The sequence below is a fragment of the Nocardia sp. NPDC005366 genome, from assembly GCF_040606855.1.
Taxonomy (GTDB): Bacteria; Actinomycetota; Actinomycetes; order Mycobacteriales; family Mycobacteriaceae; genus Nocardia.
The window spans coordinates 1-18369 of record NZ_JBEXFQ010000033.1; the positions used below are offsets into that span (position 1 = coordinate 1).

The 18369-nt window shown below is 66.7% G+C and carries 16 protein-coding genes and 1 rRNA gene; 6 read left to right on the forward strand and 11 right to left on the reverse strand.

Going from position 1 to position 18369, the window contains the following annotated elements:
• The 6 genes from ABZS43_RS29285 to ABZS43_RS29310 form a co-directional block, all read right to left on the reverse strand.
• A 16S ribosomal RNA gene (locus ABZS43_RS29285) occupies positions 1 to 69 on the reverse strand; the annotation flags it as partial.
• A 555-nt stretch (positions 70 to 624) separates the two neighbouring features.
• Positions 625 to 1914, reverse strand: coding sequence for a tyrosine--tRNA ligase (gene tyrS / locus ABZS43_RS29290; protein WP_355039209.1), 1290 nt, complete (start codon positions 1912 to 1914; stop codon positions 625 to 627).
• A 261-nt stretch (positions 1915 to 2175) separates the two neighbouring features.
• Positions 2176 to 2601, reverse strand: coding sequence for a DoxX family protein (locus ABZS43_RS29295; protein WP_355039210.1), 426 nt, complete (start codon positions 2599 to 2601; stop codon positions 2176 to 2178).
• 110 nt (positions 2602 to 2711) lie between these two features.
• Positions 2712 to 3326, reverse strand: a complete 615-nt coding sequence (locus ABZS43_RS29300; RefSeq protein WP_355039211.1) for a DNA-3-methyladenine glycosylase — start codon at positions 3324 to 3326, stop codon at positions 2712 to 2714.
• Between the two features lie 182 nt (positions 3327 to 3508).
• A complete protein-coding gene (locus ABZS43_RS29305) occupies positions 3509 to 4390 on the reverse strand; it encodes an RNA polymerase sigma-70 factor (protein WP_355039212.1) in 882 nt (293 codons plus the stop codon).
• Positions 4391 to 4426: 36 nt separating this feature from the next.
• Positions 4427 to 5623, reverse strand: a complete 1197-nt coding sequence (locus ABZS43_RS29310; protein WP_355039213.1) for an FAD-dependent oxidoreductase — start codon at positions 5621 to 5623, stop codon at positions 4427 to 4429.
• Positions 5624 to 5910: 287 nt separating this feature from the next.
• On the opposite strand from ABZS43_RS29310, the gene ABZS43_RS29315 reads away from it, so the two are divergent.
• The 4 genes from ABZS43_RS29315 (at position 5911) to ABZS43_RS29330 (ending at position 9682) form a co-directional block, all read left to right on the forward strand.
• Entirely contained in the window at positions 5911 to 7395 is a 1485-nt protein-coding gene (locus ABZS43_RS29315) for a multicopper oxidase domain-containing protein (RefSeq protein ID WP_355039214.1), read from the forward strand.
• A gap of 75 nt (positions 7396 to 7470) precedes the next feature.
• Positions 7471 to 8202 carry an ABC transporter ATP-binding protein gene (locus ABZS43_RS29320; RefSeq protein ID WP_355039215.1) on the forward strand — a complete coding sequence of 244 codons (732 nt, stop codon included), beginning with the start codon at positions 7471 to 7473 and terminating at the stop codon, positions 8200 to 8202.
• Positions 8199 to 8981 carry an ABC transporter permease gene (locus ABZS43_RS29325; protein ID WP_355039216.1) on the forward strand — a complete coding sequence of 261 codons (783 nt, stop codon included), beginning with the start codon at positions 8199 to 8201 and terminating at the stop codon, positions 8979 to 8981. The genes ABZS43_RS29320 and ABZS43_RS29325 overlap by 4 nt, the downstream gene beginning before the upstream one ends.
• Positions 8978 to 9682 carry a TetR family transcriptional regulator gene (locus ABZS43_RS29330; RefSeq protein WP_355039217.1) on the forward strand — a complete coding sequence of 235 codons (705 nt, stop codon included), beginning with the start codon at positions 8978 to 8980 and terminating at the stop codon, positions 9680 to 9682. The genes ABZS43_RS29325 and ABZS43_RS29330 overlap by 4 nt, the downstream gene beginning before the upstream one ends.
• 113 nt (positions 9683 to 9795) lie before the next feature.
• On the opposite strand, the gene ABZS43_RS29335 is transcribed toward ABZS43_RS29330, so the two are convergent.
• From ABZS43_RS29335 to ABZS43_RS29350, 4 genes are all read right to left on the reverse strand, one after another.
• Entirely contained in the window at positions 9796 to 10029 is a 234-nt protein-coding gene (locus ABZS43_RS29335) for a Trm112 family protein (RefSeq protein ID WP_355039218.1), read from the reverse strand.
• 10 nt (positions 10030 to 10039) lie between these two features.
• Complete coding sequence (locus ABZS43_RS29340) at positions 10040 to 10549, reverse strand: GtrA family protein (protein ID WP_355039219.1); 510 nt, start codon at positions 10547 to 10549, stop codon at positions 10040 to 10042.
• Positions 10546 to 12795: a hypothetical protein gene (locus tag ABZS43_RS29345; protein ID WP_355039220.1), complete on the reverse strand. Its 2250-nt coding sequence runs from the start codon at positions 12793 to 12795 to the stop codon at positions 10546 to 10548. Before ABZS43_RS29345 ends, ABZS43_RS29340 begins: the two co-directional genes overlap by 4 nt.
• Before the next feature lie 106 nt (positions 12796 to 12901).
• Positions 12902 to 15106, reverse strand: a complete 2205-nt coding sequence (locus ABZS43_RS29350; RefSeq protein WP_355039281.1) for a hypothetical protein — start codon at positions 15104 to 15106, stop codon at positions 12902 to 12904.
• A gap of 290 nt (positions 15107 to 15396) precedes the next feature.
• On the opposite strand from ABZS43_RS29350, the gene ABZS43_RS29355 reads away from it, so the two are divergent.
• Together ABZS43_RS29355 and rffA are read left to right on the forward strand one after the other, a co-directional pair.
• Complete coding sequence (locus ABZS43_RS29355; RefSeq protein WP_355039221.1) at positions 15397 to 16548, forward strand: glycosyltransferase family 2 protein; 1152 nt, start codon at positions 15397 to 15399, stop codon at positions 16546 to 16548.
• Positions 16538 to 17677: a dTDP-4-amino-4,6-dideoxygalactose transaminase gene (gene rffA / locus ABZS43_RS29360; protein ID WP_355039222.1), complete on the forward strand. Its 1140-nt coding sequence runs from the start codon at positions 16538 to 16540 to the stop codon at positions 17675 to 17677. The genes ABZS43_RS29355 and rffA overlap by 11 nt, the downstream gene beginning before the upstream one ends.
• Positions 17678 to 17682: 5 nt before the next feature.
• On the opposite strand, the gene ABZS43_RS29365 is transcribed toward rffA, so the two are convergent.
• Positions 17683 to 18282, reverse strand: a complete 600-nt coding sequence (locus ABZS43_RS29365) for a methionine biosynthesis protein MetW (RefSeq protein ID WP_355039223.1) — start codon at positions 18280 to 18282, stop codon at positions 17683 to 17685.
• Positions 18283 to 18369: the final 87 nt, after the last annotated feature.

Below are 18369 nucleotides of genomic sequence, written 5' to 3' on the forward strand. Positions count from 1 at the left end.
CCGCTCGACTTGCATGTGTTAAGCACGCCGCCAGCGTTCGTCCTGAGCCAGGATCAAACTCTCCGTTGAAGACTCACAACCACACCCCAAAAGGAGTGCAATCAGATCTAAACTAGAGTCCGAAAACCCAGCAAAACAAAACGCCAACAAAAAGTATTTGCTGACTAAATGTCCAACCCTATCCATACGGGGGTATGAAAGAGCCGGAACCAAATAAAACATTTGGCACTGACATTCATCGACACACTATTGAGTTCTCAAAGAACACACGCACACACATCGGCGCCCGTTTCTACCCGGACCTTCTGTGAGGCAACTTTTCCAGCCTAACTGACCTCCCCCACGGAGTCAAGTCCGCGCGGTCGATCACTTCCGGCCGGTGTTCTATAGGTTGGCCAGGCGCTCATCGTCCTACCTCGTTTCCCGGTCCCTATTTCCAGCCTCTGAGCTGGGCGTTTGGGCTCCGGGTCGGTGTCCGTGTCGCTCTGACCTGGACTAAGTTACGCGGCAGAGAACGCGGCGTCAAATCCGCACTACACCCATGTAATTCCGCTGGTCAGAGGCTTGCGAGAGGGTGGAATCGCGGCCAGGGTCACGAAAATGTGACCCAAGCCACGAAATGCGTCAATCGCCGGACCGCAGCACCCCCGCGATATTGCGCTTTCCTCGTCGCAGCGCCAGCCAGCGTCCATGCAGGTAGTCGCCCTCGGCGGGGGTCCATTCGAGGTCGGAGACCTTCTCGTTGTTCACGTACGCGCCGCCCTCGTTGACCGCGCGTCGAGCCGCGCCGCGACTTTCGGACAGTCCACTCGCCACGAGGAGGTCGACGATGGTCGCCGGCTGGTCCGGCGCGGTCTCGGCGATCGTGCCGTCCACCGCGGCCTCGCGCAGGGCGGAACCGAGCGTCTTCTCGTCCAGTTCCCGCAGATCAGCGCGGCCGAACAGGGCCTGACTCGCCAACTGCACGGCGCGGGTGTGCTCCTCGCCGTGCACCAGGGTGGTCATCTCGGCCGCGAGTTTGCGCTGCGCTTCCCTGGCATGTGGGCGTTCCTGGGTCGCCTGCTCCAGTTCGGCCAGTTCCTCCCGCGAGAGGAAGGTGAACCAGCGCAGGTAGCGCACCACATCGGCGTCCGCCGTGTTCACGAAGTACTGGTACCAGGCGTAGGGGCTGGTCATCTCCGGATCGAGCCACAGACTGCCGCCGCCGGTGGACTTGCCGAACTTCTTGCCATCGGCCGACGTGACAAGGGGCACCGTCAGCGCGTGCACCGATTCGCCGTCGACACGGCGGTTCAGTTCCACGCCCGCGATGATGTTGCCCCACTGATCGGATCCGCCTACCTGCAACCGGCACCCGTATTCGCGGCGCAACTGCAGGTAGTCGTTGGCCTGCAACAGCATGTAGCTGAATTCGGTGTAGGACATGCCATCCCCGTCGAGGCGGCGCTTGACGGTGTCGCGCGCCAGCATGACGTTCACCGAGAAGTGTTTGCCGATATCGCGCAGGAACTGGACGGTCGAGAGCGGACCGGTCCAATCCATGTTGTCGGCGATCACCGCGCCGGTCGGCGAATCGTCGAGATCGACGAAGCGCTCGAGTTGCGCGCGGATCCGCAGCGCCCATTCGGCCACCGTGTCGGTCGAGTTCATGGTCCGCTCACCGACATCGCGCGGATCACCGATGAGCCCGGTGGCGCCGCCCGCCAGCACGATCGGGCGGTGACCGGCGCGCTGGAAACGCTTCAACGCCAGCAGCGGGACCAGGTGACCGGCGTGCAGACTCGCGGCGGTGGGATCGAAGCCGGCATAGAGGGTCAGCGGTCCGCCGGCCAGCGCCTCGCGCATGGCGTCGAGGTCGGTGGACTGCGCGATCAATCCGCGCCAGGTCAGTTCGTCGATGATGTCGCCGCTCACGCTGTCCCATCTTTCCGCACCGCGGTCCTGCGCCGATGCGCAGGTGCCGAGGGTGATCGCGACGGACGGGGGCTTTCGGTGTCGGAGGGTTTCCGAATCCGCCGACGCGGTCCACCGGGCGACGGGCCGCCGTACTGCGTCGAGCACCGACGTGCGTCCGCGACGGTCGCCACCGACCCATTACGGGCGACCGTCCGCGAAACGCGCAATGCGGCGACCGGCGGGGTCAGCCCGCCGGTCGCCGGTCGATCGTCGACGTGATCAGCGCTTCACCAGCGCCCACATGGCGTCGATGGTGTCGCGGCGCTGGTAGGCGATCCAGCCGAAGATCGCGGCCAGCACCAGCGGGAAAATCGCGAGACCCGGGGCGTCGAGGAGGAACGCCTGCGTGGCGGCGGCCAAGACCGTGGTGATGGACAGACCGAGCGCCGCCAGCCCGCTCAGACGGTAGACCATCAGGCCGATACCGCCCGCCACCTCGACCGCGCCCGTGAAATACATGAACCAGGTGCCGAAGCCGATGTCGGCGAAGATGCGCGCGGCGTCGGCCTGGCCGACGAGTTTCGGGGCGCCCGAGGCGAGGATGAAGAAGAGGCCGAGCAGGATCTGCAGCGTCCACAAAGTGCGGTTGAGTGCCTTGCCGGGACGGGTGGTCGAGGCGATCGGGGCGGCGGTGATGGCGGTCATGATGTCTTCCTTCGAGGTCGGTCGCGCCGAGTCGGCAGCGCGTTCACCAGGTAGGACGGGACACCCCACGCAAACTCATCGCGTGCCGCGAAAGTCGTGGTGGAGGCGGATCACGGGACCGGTCGGGGCGCGCGTGGACTGCGCCGATAGGTGGAGACCGCAGGCGAGTCGGGGAGCCAGAATCGCCACGGCGTATCGGCCGCGAGACTGACGCCGACCCTGGGGCCGACCGCGATCCGCTCCGGGTCGGTCGGATCATTCAGGACAAGCCGGATCGGTGCGGCCGGATCGAGCAACTCGGTTCCGTAGTCCGCCAGCGTGATTCCCAGGGAGCTGCCGAAATTGCCTGGCCCCCTTGCCAAATCGGCTTCGGCACGGGCCGTGGGGCGGCGCGCCCGCACCTCGTCGAGGCCCGCGATCACCTCGCCGGAACGAAGCAGTACCGCGCTCGCGCTGCCATTCGGGCCACTGGTCACGTTCACACAGATATGCGTGCCGTAGCTGAGATAGACATAGAGCACGCCGGATGGACCGAACATCACCGCGTTGCGCTTGGTCGGGCCGCGTCCGGAATGTGAGGCGGGGTCCGGCCACGGTCCGCCGGGATCCCCTCCGTACGCCTCCACCTCCACGATTCGCACACCCACCGGGCCCGACCACAGCACCGAACCGAGTAGACGACGGGCGGCGGCGGGGGGTGCTACGGCAAGTTGATCAACGGACACAGTGGGTCATTCTTCTAGATGCCCGCGCCTTCACCTTGCCAGCGATGAGTTCACGTCCCGCGCGGGCGTCCGAGGACCAGTGGGACGCGTCGGCGAGAGATTCGTCCCCGGACCGCTCGGGCGCACGCGGGTTGTGGCCCCCGGCCCGGTGTCTCCTTTGGCCGGTGTCTCCTGGCCCGCCCTCAGCCGAGTACGTCGACGCCCTTGAAAAGTCCGGTGAGTTTGTACGGGTTGACCTGGATTCTCAGATTCTGGATATGTCCGTCGAGGAGGTCGTAGGTGAACACCGCGACGGGATTGCCGTCGATGACGGCCAGCGCGCCGAGTTCCCCGTTGATCGTCGCGAGCCGGAAGGTGACGCCCGCCGAAACCGGCTTGGCCAGCACGCCGAGGGTCCAGCGCGCTATATGGTCCTTGCCGTAGAGCGGACGGCGCGCCGCGGAGACCACACCGCCGCCGTCGGACCACAGGGTCGCGTCGGGGGCGAGCAGACTCATCAGGGTGTTCAGATCCCCGCCCGCGCAAGCGGCCATGAATTGCGCGGTGATCCGTTCGCGCTCGGCCCGGTCGGTATCGAAACGCGGGCGACGCGATCGCACGTGCGCGCGGGCCCGGTGGGCGATCTGACGGATGTTGACCTCGGATTTGTCCAGGGTTTCCGCGATTTCGGCATGGCTGTAGCCGAAGACTTCGTGGAGCAGGAACACCGCGCGCTCCACCGGAGCGAGGGTTTCGAGCACCACGAGCATCGCGGTGGAGACGGTGTCGGCCAATTCGGTCTCCTCCGCGATATTCGGTGTGGTGAGCAGGGGTTCGGGCAGCCAGGGACCGACGTAGGTCTCACGGGTCGCCCGCGCCGAGGTGAGCCGGGTCAGGGACAGGTTGGTCACCGCGCGTACCAGGTAGGACTTCGGGTGTTCAACCGCGGAGTGGTCGATATCGTGCCATTTCAGCCAGGCGTCCTGTAGGACGTCCTCGGTATCGGCGACGGTGCCGAGCATCCGGTAGGCGGTGGCGAAGAGCAGCCGCCGATGTTCGATGAAGAAGTCCGCCTCGTCGTCCATCGGATCTGCTCCTCACTGCATTCGTGCTCGCGTCCCTCACGCGAGATGCGCGGTCGCCCTGCCGCCTTTGTACGGTTGGACCGGAACGGCGGCGAATCGCCGGCTGAGCCCGAAAATCGGGACCGGGCTGCTGCTGACGGTCTCCTTGTACAACACGGCCGCTTTCCCGGTCAGATAGAAACGCCCCGGGGTGTCGTCGGCCTTCGTGAACTGGATGACCGCGTCCTTGCGGCCGAGGCCGACGGGCTGATGGATGTAGCCGAATCGGAACGGTGCGACCTTCTTGCCGCGCAGCCGCCGCACGATCGCGTCGGCGACGTAGGCGGCGGTCGGCATTCCGGACTGGCAGGTTCCGTGGATTTCACCCCAGGGCTGGCGGACCGCGGCGGCGTCGCCGATCGCGTGGATATTCGGATGCGAGACAGATCGCAGCGTGGCATCGACGACGACGCGACCGCGTTGGTCGGTGGCTATTCCGGATTCCTCGGCCAGCGGCGGCACCCGGACCCCGGTGGTGGTCAGGGTCAGATCGGCGGGAATAAGGGTGCCGTCGGCGAGTTCCACCGCGTCCGGCAGCACCTTCGTGATCCGCTGTCCGATCGCACGGGTGATGCCGAGCCGGTCCAGCGCCCTGTTCAGGTAGGCGCGTGCTTTCTCGCCCATCATCGACCCCGGCTCAGCGCTGCTCACGAGGGTGACCCGCAGGCCCGGATGTTGTTCGGCGATTTCGGTGGCAGCCTCGATACCGGTCAGACCCGCGCCGCAGACCGCGACGGCGCCGCCACGGGCCTCGGCCACCGTGAGCCGCTCGGCGAAACGGTGCGCGCTGCGCGGATCGTTCAGGGTCCAGGCGTGTTCGGCGGCTCCGGGGATCGCCGAGCTGTCCGTGCCGCTGCCGAGGGCGTAGATCAGTTCGTCGTAGCGCAGGGTCGCGGTGCCGTCGACGGTGACTCGCCCCGCGATCGCGTCGATCGCGGTGGCTCGGCCCTGGACGAATTCGATGCCGGTGCCGTCCAGGATGTCCGCGATGCGATATTCGGCGAGCTCCTGTCCCGTGGCGATCTGATGCATGCGCAACCGCTCGGTGAAGCGAGCCGACGGATCGACCAGGGTGATCCGTACGGTCCGGTTGCGGGTTCGCCTGGCCAGCCGGATCGCGGCCAGCATGCCGGTATAGCCCGCGCCGAGGACGACGAGGCGATATTCGGTGTTCATGGTGTTCGTTGCGTTCATGGCGTTCGTTGCGTTCATGGCGTTCGTTGCGTTCATGGCGTTCGCTCCCGATGGTCGGTGTCACCGGTTCGGGGATGGTGACGACCATGGGACCACTCGACCGCACCGAACGTGACAAGTCCTTGTAGTGACGCCCGTCACAACGGTGGCCTGGACAGGTATACGCTGCCGGAAATCAGGGGGGACCGGTGCCGAAATGGGGACGCTCCCGGATGTGGCGGAACACCGCCGATCCCTACCGTGATGCCATGTCTTCGATCCATCACCGGTCGCCTACGTTGCGACGGTTGTCCATCGGTGTCGTCGCGTTGGTTGTCGTAGTGACGACGACGGTGGGCGGATGTTTCGCCGTGACCTATACCGGCGCGGACATCTCCACCGTCGGGAAGCTGGATTTCACCGAGGAACTGGCGATTCCGCCACTCGCGACCGGCACGACCGAACCCGATGGCACCCGGGTATTCGAACTCGAAATGCGCCAGGGCCGCAAGGAATTCCAGCCTGGACGGCTGACGAACACCTGGGGGTTCAACGGTGACTACCTCGGACCGACCCTGCGCGCCCACCGCGGTGAGCGCGTCCGCGTCGACATCCGCAACGCCCTACCCGAGGCGTCGACGGTGCACTGGCACGGTATGCGTCTACCCGCCGCCATGGACGGAGGCCCGCACCAGATGGTGCGGGCGGGCGCCGAATGGTCTCCGCGGTGGACGGTCGCCCAGCCCGCCGCGACGCTCTGGTATCACCCGCATCCGCACGGCGCGACCGAATCCCACGTCCGGCGCGGACTGGCGGGAATGTTCATCCTCGACGACTCCGAATCCGAATCATTACCGCTGCCCCACGAGTACGGCGTCGACGATCTGCCGGTCATCGTCCAGGACGTGAGATTCGACGGTGACGAGTTGGACGGCTCGCACAGGATCTTCCGTGACACGGGATTCCTCGGCGATCGGATACTGGTCAACGGCACCCTGGCCCCGTACCGGGAAGTCGGCGACGAACTCGTTCGCCTGCGACTGCTCAACGCCTCCACCGCACGCGTCTACGACTTCGGCTTCGGCGACGACCGTGCCTTCACCCTGATCGGCAGCGACGGCGGTCTGCTGGAGTTTCCGGTGACCGCGGATCGGCAGCGACTGTCACCGGGCGAACGCGCGGAAATCGTCGTCCGCATGCGTCCGGGTGAGCGAACGATAGTGCGCGCCAACACACTCGACGCCGGTCTCGACTTCTGGAATCAGCGGTTCTCCGGCGGTGACGACAGTTTCGACGTGCTCGAATTACGCGCGTCCACCACCTTGCGTCCCTCCCCCGAACTCCCGGCGGCCCTGGCCTCCTCCTCCACTCCCGACGGATCCGACTCCGTACGCGAGCGCCGGTTCGAGCTGAGCCTCGCTGGCATCAATGGGCGGCCGATGGATATGGACCGCATCGATTTCTCCGTCACCAGGGGCACCGCCGAAACCTGGGTGGTGCGCAATGCCGACGGTATGCCGCACAACTTCCACGTCCACGATGTGCGGTTTCGGGCGCTGACGGTGAACGACGCGCCGCCGCCACCGGAACTTGCCGGCCCGAAGGACACCATTTTCGTGCCGCCGAACACGACCGTGCGCCTGGCCATGAGCTTCGACGGACCGGCCGACCCGAATGCGCCCTATATGTATCACTGCCACCTGTTATGGCATGAGGACCAGGCGATGATGGGCCAATTCGTCGTCGTCGAGCCCGGTCAGAGCGCCGGTGGACCTCCGCATCACGGTCACTGAGGTCTTGCCTCGGCGGGGCCGGGCACGCTAAATTCATCACATAGTGAATTCAACACTCGATGAATTGAGGCGACCATGTCGCAGCCCTCGTCATCCGTCGCGGTCGAGGTTCGGAACCTGACCGTGCGACGCGGTAAACGCGAAGTCCTGCACGATATTTCGCTGACCATTCCGCGCGGGTCGATCACCGGCCTGCTCGGACCGTCCGGATGCGGCAAGACCACGCTGATGCGCGCCGTCGTCGGAACCCAGATCGTGGAGTCCGGTACGGTCTCCGCGCTCGGACTGCCCGCGGGCTCCTCCGAATTGCGCAGGCGCATCGGGTATGTCACGCAGTCGCCGAGTATCTACCCCGATATCAGCGTCCGGGACAACGTCGCCTACTACGCGGCGCTCTACGGCCGCGACCGCGACGACACCGACAACGCCATCGCGGCCGTCGGCCTACTCGAGCACGCGCGTCAACGCGGCGACGAACTGTCCGGCGGCCAGCAGACCCGCGCGTCGCTGGCCTGCGCGCTCGTCGCCCGACCGGACATGCTTGTCCTCGATGAACCGACCGTCGGACTCGACCCCGTACTGCGGGTGGAACTGTGGAGACAGTTCGATGAACTCGCCGCGGGTGGGACCACGCTACTGGTCTCCAGCCATGTGATGGACGAGGCCGAACATTGCGACCGATTGCTGCTCATGCGCGAAGGCAGGCTCCTCGCCGAATCGAGTCCAGAGGAATTGCGCGCGCGAACCGGCGAACAGAACCTCGAAAGGGCCTTCCTCACCCTCATCACGACGGGACCGACAGCATGACCGCCACTCTCGCCCGCACCCGTCCTACGCTGCGTCCCTACCTCGCGACCACCGCTCGCATCCTGCGCCAACTGCGCAACGACCACCGCACGGTCGCCATGATTCTGCTGGTGCCCGCGCTGCTGATGACGCTGCTGTACTTCATCTACCAGGACGCCCCGCACCCGCCGCTCGGCCCGCCACTGTTCGACCGGGTCGGCATCAGCATGCTCGGCGTTCTTCCGTTCATCGTGATGTTCCTGATCACCGCGATCGCCATGCAACGCGAACGCACCTCGGGCACGCTGGAACGACTGCTCACCACGCCGCTGTCGAAAATCGACCTGCTGGCCGGATACGGCACGGCTTTCTCGCTGGCCGCCGCCGCCCAGGCCGTCGTCGCCTGCCTGGTTTCCTTCGGACTGCTCGGACTCGACGCCGCAGGCGATCCGGCGTGGGTGGTGCTGATCGCGGTGGTCGACGCGATCAACGGGGTCGCGCTCGGTCTGCTCGCAAGTGCCTTCGCGCGCACCGAATTCCAGGCCGTCCAGTTCATGCCGGTGGTCGTGGCGCCGCAGATCTTCCTGTGCGGCCTGCTCGTTCCGCGCGATCAGTTGCCCGGCTGGCTGCAACCGATCAGCGATGTGATGCCGTTGAGCTACGCGGTCGACGCGCTGCAACAGGTTTCACAGAATCCGGAGGTGACCGGACGGATGTGGCGTGACCTCGGAATCGTCGCGCTGTTCACGATCGTCGCGCTCGGCCTCGGTGCGGCGACGCTACGACGGCGCACCCCATGAGTGCGGCCGAATCCGGCGGCGGTCGACGTCAGAAAGTCGGCTCCGGGCCCGGCGAGCCGGAGGTGGCCGCACGAGCGAACACCACCGACGACGGCGAACGATCGGCGCGCTCCGGACGCAGGCCCGGCCGATCAGGGGCGAAGGACGCGATTCTCGCCGCGGCCCGCACCCGGTTCGCCGAGCACGGTTTCGACAAGACCTCGATCCGCGCTGTCGCCACCGACGCCGGGGTCGATCCCGCGCTCGTTCATCACTACTTCGGCACCAAACAACAACTGTTCACCGCCGTGGTCCAATTGCCGATCGACCCCGAAGCCACGCTGCGACTGATCGCGGACGCACCCGTGGACCAACTCGGGGAAACGATTCTGCGCGCGGTTGTCGGCGTCTGGGATTCGCCCGCGGGACCTGGTGTCGTCGCCGCGTTCCGCAGCATGATCGCGGGTGGTGATCTCACCCTGGCCCGCACCTTCGTGCTGGAAGTGGTGCTGGAGCGAGTCCGCCATCGCATAGCCACCCCCGAGGACGACGGCCGCGCGCGGGTCGCACTCGTCGCCTCGCAGATGATGGGTGTTCTGATGGCGCGCAAGCTCATCGGGGTGGAACCGCTCGCGTCGATGCCGCTGCCCGCGCTGGTCGCCGCCGTCGGGCCGACATTGCAGCGCTACCTCACCGGGCCGCTCGACCTGTCCGGCGACTGACCCGCGAAGCGGATGGAACCGGGCCGCCGCTATCGGCGGAACGTACGTCACTGGGACAACACCCGAGCCCGTGAATCGCACGTCGCCGCTGGGACGGGGAGGGCCGAACCCCGCTACGCGTCGGCGCGCTGGGCGATAAACGCCTGGTGCTCCGCCTCGGTGGCGTCGCGGGCGTCATCGATGAGCAGGACCGGGATGCCGTTGTCGATCTGATAGACGCGGCGCAGACGCGGGTTGTAGAGCAGGCTGTTGCCGTCGTCGTCACGCACCAGCAGCAGCGGGCCTTTGTCCTGCGGGCAGGCGAGCAGACTCAGCAGTGTGGTGTCCAAGGCGGTGTCGTCCGGCATGACCGATAACCTACCTGGCCGCCGGATTCGGTCCGCCACCGTCCGCCGCTACCGGCCTCGGCCGGTGGAACGAGATGTAGCGGTGGCCGAAGAAACTGGCGATCGCGACCAGTCCCATGATGATCACCGCCGACGGCTTTTCGGGAAAGTGCAAAACCGTCACCGCGAGTTCGATCAGCAGCGCGTTCAAGAGCAACCCGCCGGAATTCACCGCGCAGAAACGCAGGAAATCGCGTAACGCATGCCCGCGTACCCGGAAGACCAGCGTGCGGTGCAGCACGAACGCCACCACGATGCTGACGGCGTAGGCGAGGGCCACCGCGACGAACGGCTGGGTGCGCTCCCCGAGTACCGAAAGCCATACGACCGTCATCGTGATGCCGAGTGCGGTGTTGAAACCGCCGACCACCGCGAAGGCCAGTTCTTGCCGACGCACCAGACGCAACAGTGGCCCCGGATCCTCGGTTCCCGTCACGCCCGCGTGGATCGCGGTCTCGTGGTCGAGCGGTTCGGCGCTCATCGCATCGCGCCGGCGAGATCGGGGGTTTCGGCGGCGGGCGCGTCCGGCGGGACATCACCGTCGCTATCGGAACCTCGGCGACGTTCCCGCAGGGAGAACCACTGCAGCGCGCCGACGCCGAGCAATCCGAGCAGTGCGGCCGCCGCGCCGAGTTTCCAGCCGGGTGGCTGCCAGGTCAGTTCCAGATCGCCGTCGTGGGTTCCGGCCGGGATATCCACGGCGGCGAACGTTTTCGCGACCAGTCGCACGGGGATCTCGCGACCGTCCAGGGTCGCCCGGTAGCCGGGCCAGCCCAGGCGCGCGAAGACCACTCGGCCGCCGCCGTCGGAATGCACACGCGCCCGGCTCGCCTGATTCGATTCCGCCACCGACACCGCGGTGACGCCTTCAGCCGCCGCGATACGACCCTCGCGCGTCGACAGCAATCCGTCCTGGCGTTCCAGCACCGCGATATAGCGCTCGTGGCCGGGATAGTCGACCCACGTCCAACCGGTCGGCGCGGGCTGGGCCATGGCATCGGGGAAGAGTGCTTTCTGGAGTACGACCCGATCCACCTTCATCAGGTCGACGATGCTCTTACCGGTCGACGGCTCGATCGCGAAGGCCCGGCGGTACGCGTCGGGGCAGACGCTGGTGTCCCAGCGCATGCACAATGTCTCGCCGAACCAGAAGTGGCCGTTGGGGGTATAGCCGCTCACATAGGTCAACTCCAGATCCTTGGCGTAGTTGCCGAAGACCAGCGATCCGTACGCGCCCTCCAGTGTCCGCTCCTCCGGCGGGATCAGAGCGCGATCGGCCAGTTGCAACGTGGTGCCCGTGAAATCGGGGAAGGCCGCTTTCATCTCGGAGCGCTTCTCCGGCAGATTCCACCCCATCGGCGTCGGCTGCGCGGCATGCACCTGGAGGTAGGCGATGGGGAAGATCGAGACGATGACCAGCGCGCAGGCCGCCGCGGTCCCACGCCGCAGGCCGAGCCACACCACCGCGGCACCGAGCGCCGCGACGCCGAGCGCCGACACCACATGCCACACCAGCTCGTCGGGCGCGGCCGAGAAGGTTCGCACCCACAGCAATCCGATCAGTATCGCGGCCGCGACGGCGCGCTGACGCCAGTCACGCGCCGTCGCGTAACGCCCGAGCAGTACGCAGACCAGCAGTAGCAGTCCCAGCGCCACCATCGGCAGCACCCGCGCGGGCCAGCGCAGCGGGCCGATGGCACCGGGGCCCGCTGTCCACATCAGCGCCATGAGCGCGAAAAGCCCGATCGCACTGAATTCGCGCCAGTTCTCGCGGGCCCGGCGCCAGTCGACGAAGGCGAGTGCCGGGATCAGAAACCACGCGATATAGGTGACGGGCATCGGCTGCACATATCCCCACCACGAGTTGTAGGCGGGCAGGGTGCTCGGCAAGCTGGCATTGAGCGATTCCGACCAGGGCACGGTCAGGAATTGGTCGTTGTTGATCTGGGCGGTGCCGCGCCAGGTCACCTTCGCCGAGAGCATGCTCGGCAGGTAGGTCGCGAGCCCGACGAGGGCAGCGCATCCGGATACCGCGAGCAAACGCAGCGACGGCGACCACACGCGCTGATAGATCAGCTCCCCGACGACCACGGCGGCGATCATCAGACCGGCCTCGACGGCGGGGAAGATGTACTGCACCGAAATGGCGAGGTACAGGAAGACGAATGTCGGTATCGGGCCACCTGCTCCGGTGCGCCCGCGCGCGTAGCGCACCCCCGATGCCCACGCCTGCACCAGCCACGCGGTACCGGTCAACGCGGTGTACCAACTGGCTTCGTCGAAGAACAGCAGCCAGCCGGTGAACGGAATGGCGACGCCCGCGACCGAGGCCCACGGCAAGGCCGCCCCGTATTCCTTGCACACCCGGTACACGCCGAGTCCGAGGATGATCGCGAAGATCAGCTTGACCACCGTCGCGTACAGCGCGACGTTGTCCACCGACGGCGCGATCAGATCGATCAGCAGCTGCGGCGGATTCAGCAGTCCCGCCTCTTCGATGGTGTAGTTGCCCGCCATCCAGTGCTCGGGAACCATCGTGGGGAAATGTCCGTCGCGCAGCGTCCGGCCGAGCATCACCCACAGCGGGGCGTACTGCGATTCGGTGTCATCGGTATAGAAATGCCGAGCATTGGCGAACAGGACGGCAACATATCCCGCGATCACACCGAGCGCGGTCACCAGGCCCCAGATGTATATGTCCCGCCGCGCGGGGGCGTTGCTTTCCACCACGAGTTCCAGACCATACAGTGCCGGACCGGGCGCTCACCCCGGACTCTGCGATCGGCGCCGGGGGCTCATGGTCCGCCCGGCTGCCTCGACCGGGACGCCGGGGCTACGAGACTGCGTCGGCCAGTTCGCGTTCCGGCTCACGCGGCGCCGGATCGGTCGCGAGGTCCGGCTCACCGCGACGCCGTGACCGCACGTACAGCCACTGGAGCACGCCGAGGCCGACCACTCCGGCCCCCATCGTCGCGATGCCGATCTTCCAGCCCGGCGGACGCCAGGTGAGCACCAGTTCGGCATTCCGAGTGCCAGGCGGGATATTCACGGCGACAAAGGATTTCGCGACCGTCGTGATATCGACCCGCTTACCGTCGATGGTGACCCGGTAGCCGGGCCAGCCCAGCCGGGCGAAGACCACCTTGCCGCCCTCGCTGGAGGACACCCGCACCCGGCTGGTGGTATCGGTTTCCGAGATCGAGGTGGCGGTGACCTTCGCGGCATCCGATACGCGACCGTTCACCGTCGAGATCAGACCGTCCTGGCGTTCGAGGACGGCGATGTAGCGCTCGTGCCCCGGATATTCCACCCACTTCCACCCCTCCGGCGCGGGCTGGTCGAGTGCGTCGGGGAACAGCGCGCGCTGCAGCACGACCCGATCGAGTTTCATCAGGTCGACCAGCGGTCGCCCGGTACTCGCCTCCGGGGCGAACATCCGGCGGTAGGCATCGGGGCAGACACTGCCGTCCCAGCGCATGCACAGCAGCTCGCCGAAGTAGAAGTGGCCGGTGGGGGTGTAGCCGTTGACGTAGCTCAGCTCCAGGCCCTTGGCGTAGTTGCCGAAAACCAGGGAACCGTAGGCCCCCTCCACGCTCTTGTCACCCGGTCCGAGCAGCCCACGATCCGCGAGCTGAATGGTGGTGCCCGTGAAATCCGGGAAGGCGGCCTTCGCGTCCGAGCGTTTCACCGGCAGGTTCCACGCCATCGGCGTCGGCTGGGCGGCGCGCACCTGGGCATAGGCGATCGGGAACATCGCGACGATGGTCAACGCGCAGGCCGCGGCGACGCCCTTGGTCCGGCCGAGCCACACGACGGCCGCGACGAGCGCGGCGACCACGGCGGCGGCGAGCACATGCCACAGCACATCGTGCGGGTCCGCCGAGAAGGTCCTGACCCACAGCAAGCCGATCAGCACGGCGGCGGCGATCGCCCGCCGCTTCGGCTCCCGGAAGCTGCCGAAACGCCCGAGCAGAACGCAGACCAGCACCAGCAGGCCGATCGCGAGCATGGGCAGCACACGGACCGGCCAGCGCAACGGGCCGATGGTGCCTGGACCCGCCGTCCACATCAGCATCATGATCGAGAACAGCCCGACCGCGCTCAGTTCCCGCCACGCCGCGCGGGCCCGGTCCCAGTCGACGAAGGCCAGCGCCGGGATGAGGAACCACGCGATATAGGTGACCGGCATCGGCTGCACATATCCCCACCATGAGGTGAACGCGGGCAGCGAACTGGGCAGACTCGCGTTGAGCGATTCCGACCACGGCACGGTCAGGAACTGGTCGTTGATGATCTGGGCGGTGCCGCGCCAGGTCACCTTCGCCGAGAGCATGCTCGGCAGGAAGGTGAGCAGACCGGCGAGTCCGGCACAGCCCGACGCCAAGGTCAAACGCAGCACCGGCTGCCATTTACGCTGGTAGACGAGTTCACCCACCGCTACCGCGAGCAGCATCAGCGCCGCCTCGACCGCGGGGAATATGTACTGCGTCGAAATGGTCAGGTAGAGGAAGACGAAGACCGGAATCGGCCCGGATTCGCCCCTGGTGTAGCGCACCGAGGAGGCCCACGCGTGCACCATCCACGCGGTGCCGGTCAGCGCGGTCATCCAACTGGCCTGATCGAAGAACAGGAAGAAACCCGACAGCGGGAAGGCCACTCCGGCCACCGCCGACCACGCCGGTTTGCCGCCGTAGGCGAGGGCGATCCGGTACACGCCGAGCGCGGCGATGATCGCGAAGATCAGCTTGACGACGGTCGCGTAGAGCGCCACGTTGTCCACCGACGGCGCGATCAGATCGATCAGCAACTGTGGTGGATTGAACAACCCGGCGTCGTCCATGGTGTTGTTACCCGCCATCCACTGTTCGGGCACCATGACGGGGAAGTTCCCGTCCCGCAGTGAACGACCGAGCCCGACCCACAGCGAGGTGTACTGGGATTCGGTGTCGTCGGTGAAGAAATGCCTGGCGTTTGCCAGCAGCACCGCGAGATATCCCGCGATGACGCCGAAGGTGGTGACGAAACCCCACCGCAACACGTCACGGCGCGGATCACGCTCCGAGACAACCGGATCGGGGGTGGAGGCGGCATCCCCCTCGACCCGGGTGGGTCGTTCGTGCGCCGCCTTCGGTACTGCGCTATCGGTCACGAGTTCCAAACCCTACAGGGGACCGGTGTGCTTGGCATCGGCCCTGGACGCCACCATGATGGTGTGATGATCAGCCCCGGAATGCTCGGTGTGCGCCGTGCTAGAGTTCACGGCGGCTCGGACTCCGCTGTTCAGCGGGGTGTTCCGGCACGCACCGTCTTCGAAAGTCGATCCAGCTGATGCCGATTCCCCCACCACGCCCGCACCGCTCCGCCGATGTCGCGTCGAGCGGTCGCCCCGGCGCCGACCGGCCGCATACGGTATCGGTCGTCGTCCCGGTGTATCGAGGTGAGAGCACCATCGGCGAACTCGTCGCCGAACTGCATCGGCTGACCGTACCCGGCACGACCCCGGCGGGCACCTCGTTCGTCGTCGACGAGATCATCCTTGTGCACGACAACGGACCGGACCGCTCCGATGTGGTGTTACAGGAGCTGGCTCGCGACCACGACCACGTGCGCACCATCTGGCTCAGCCGCAACTTCGGCCAGGACGCCGCCACCATCGCCGGAATGTCGGCGGCACGCAGCGACTGGATCGTCACCATGGACGAAGACGGTCAGCACGATCCCGCGTTCATCGGGGCCTTCCTGGACGCGGCGCTCGCCGAGCGCGCCGATCTGGTGTATTCGAAACCGAGCAATACGCGCCCGCACGGATTTCTGCGCAACCTCACCTCGCGCGGCGCGAAACTCGTGCTCGCGACGGTTTTCGCGTTCCCCGATTCCACCCGGTTCGAGAGCTACCGCCTGATCCGCGGGGATATCGGCCGCCAACTGGCCGAGGTCGCCTCCAACGGCGTCTACCTCGACGTCGCGCTGACCTGGGTGGTCGGCCGGGTCGCGCAGGTGCCGGTGGTGCTGCGCGCGGAGGGTCGCGAGGAATCCGGCTACAACTACCGGCGGCTGTTCTCCCTGTTCTGGAAGATGGTGCTGTGCAGCGGCACCCGCGGCCTGCGCCTGGTCAGCCTGCTCGGCGTGACCTTGGCGCTCGGCGGTGTCGTCATGGCGGGGGTCGTGGTCTTCGAAGCGCTGACCACCCCCGACGACTGGGCTCCCGAGGGCTGGGCGTCCATCATCGTCGTACTGCTGCTGTGTTCGGGCGCGGTGCTGTTCTCCCTCGGTCTCATCGCCGAATATCTCGGGGTAGCGCTGCACATCCTGGTCGGCAAACCGCTCTACCTGACCGTCGAGTCACCCACACCGCGCCCGGCGGAGGCCGCGCCCGAAGAGGTAGCCTCGCTAACCACACCGGGATCCGCGGACACCGCGGAGCACCGGGAACTTTCCACCACCGTCGCCAGCAGGGGGAACGACCGGGTTGAGCACTGACCGCGTCATCTTCAGCCGCCCGTTCCGGGCACGCCGGGAACTCGCCAATCTGGAGGCGGTACTCGCCTCCGATCACAGCCACGGTGACGGACAGTTCACCGCGGCGGCCACCGCCAAGCTGAAGACCATCACCGGGGCGCCGCACGCGCTGCTGACCACCTCGTGCACCGCCGCGCTGGAAATGACGGGACTGCTGCTCGAGCTGGGCCCGGACGACGAAGTGATCGTGCCGAGTTTCGCGTTCACCTCCACCGCGAACGCCATGGCATTGCGCGGCGCCACCTGCGTCTTCGCCGATATCGATCTCGATACCGGCAATCTGGACCCGGAATCGGTCGCCGCTGTGGTCACCGAACGGACCAAGGCCGTCGTCGTCATCCACTACGGCGGTGTCGCCGCCGATATGGACCGACTGCTGGATCTGGCGAACACCCACGGTTTCGCGATCGTCGAGGACAACGCGCACGGACTCGGCGGCACCTGGCGCGGGCAGCGGCTCGGCACCATCGGCACCATGGGGTCGCTGAGCTTCCACGACACCAAGAACGTGCACTGCGGCGAGGGCGGCGCGCTGCTGCTCACCGACGAGATCCTGATGGCGCGCGCGGAGATCATCCGGGAGAAGGGCACCGACCGTGCCCGCTTCCTGCGCGGCGCGGTGGACAAGTACTCGTGGCAGGATATCGGCTCCAGTTACCTGCCGAGCGAACTGAACGCCGCGGTCCTCGACGCCCAACTGGACGAATTCGACACCATCCAGGCCGGGCGGCACCGGGTGTGGGACGCCTACGCCGCCGCGCTACCCGAGTGGGCCGCGCGCAACGACGTCCGACTGATGCGGATCCCCGCCGACCGCGGACATACCGCCCACCTGTACTACCTGCGCACCCCCACCGAGCAGCGGCGTGATGATCTGATCGCGCATCTGGCTTCGCGTGGGATCTCCGCGCCGTTCCACTACGTCCCGCTGGACTCCAGCCCGGCGGGTCTGAAACTCGGCCGTACCCCGGTGCCGTGTACGCGCAGCGCGGAGTTCTCGGGAACGGTCGTCCGGCTGCCGCTGTGGCCCGCGCTGAGCGACGAGCAGGTGGACCGCGTTGTCGACGCGGTCACCGCGTTCACGGTCTAGGACTTCTAGGCCGTCAGCACGTACAGCTTCTCGCGACCGCCGGCGATGAGCGACCGCTGCGCCACCCGGGTCTGGTAGGCGCGGAAGAAGTCGTCCAGGCTCGTCTCGGTGAATCGGTGTTCCTGTGCGCCGTCACCCGCATCGGTGAAGCGGCGCGCGGCGGCGGCGAGCACCCGATTGTCGCTGGTCGCCATATTGCGAACCGGTTCGGCGACGATCACCTGCTTACGCGCCGCGGCCAGCATGCGGTCGAGGACCGGGGCCGGATCGGGCAGGAAGTGGTACAGGCTCGCCTGCATGACGAGGTAATCGGCCACCGGCAGCGCGTCATCGGAATGCATATTCCACACTCGACCGTGACCTCCGGCCTCGTCGAGCCGGGCGATGAAACCCTCGTTCAGATCCAGACCCGTGTACTCGACATCCTTTTCGCGCAGGTAACGGGTGTAGAGCGTCGCGGGCCCGCAGCACACGTCGACCACCGCCGCCCCGTCGGGGACGAGTTCGGCGATGGCCCGGTACCGAGCCCCGTAATGGCGGCCGTAGAGTCCCCGCATCAGCAGTTCATAGGTGGTCCGATTACGGTAGATAACACTCGCCCTCACACCCTCGGATGCTACGGGCAGAAGCCGATCGGCACACAGCCGCGATATTCCGTCCAGGTGAAGCCCGCGTTCGACAACACGTTTCGA

Excerpts from the sequence above, each read along its gene's own strand:
- ABZS43_RS29295 (WP_355039210.1), bottom strand. The coding sequence starts at position 2,601 with ATGACCGCCATCACCGCCGCCCCGATCGCCTCGACCACCCGTCCCGGC.
- ABZS43_RS29305 (WP_355039212.1), bottom strand. The coding sequence starts at position 4,390 with ATGGACGACGAGGCGGACTTCTTCATCGAACATCGGCGGCTGCTCTTC.
- ABZS43_RS29310 (WP_355039213.1), bottom strand. The coding sequence starts at position 5,623 with ATGAACGCAACGAACACCATGAACACCGAATATCGCCTCGTCGTCCTC.
- ABZS43_RS29320 (WP_355039215.1), top strand. The coding sequence starts at position 7,471 with ATGTCGCAGCCCTCGTCATCCGTCGCGGTCGAGGTTCGGAACCTGACC.
- ABZS43_RS29325 (WP_355039216.1), top strand. The coding sequence starts at position 8,199 with ATGACCGCCACTCTCGCCCGCACCCGTCCTACGCTGCGTCCCTACCTC.
- ABZS43_RS29330 (WP_355039217.1), top strand. The coding sequence starts at position 8,978 with ATGAGTGCGGCCGAATCCGGCGGCGGTCGACGTCAGAAAGTCGGCTCC.
- ABZS43_RS29335 (WP_355039218.1), bottom strand. The coding sequence starts at position 10,029 with ATGCCGGACGACACCGCCTTGGACACCACACTGCTGAGTCTGCTCGCC.
- ABZS43_RS29340 (WP_355039219.1), bottom strand. The coding sequence starts at position 10,549 with ATGAGCGCCGAACCGCTCGACCACGAGACCGCGATCCACGCGGGCGTG.
- ABZS43_RS29355 (WP_355039221.1), top strand. The coding sequence starts at position 15,397 with ATGCCGATTCCCCCACCACGCCCGCACCGCTCCGCCGATGTCGCGTCG.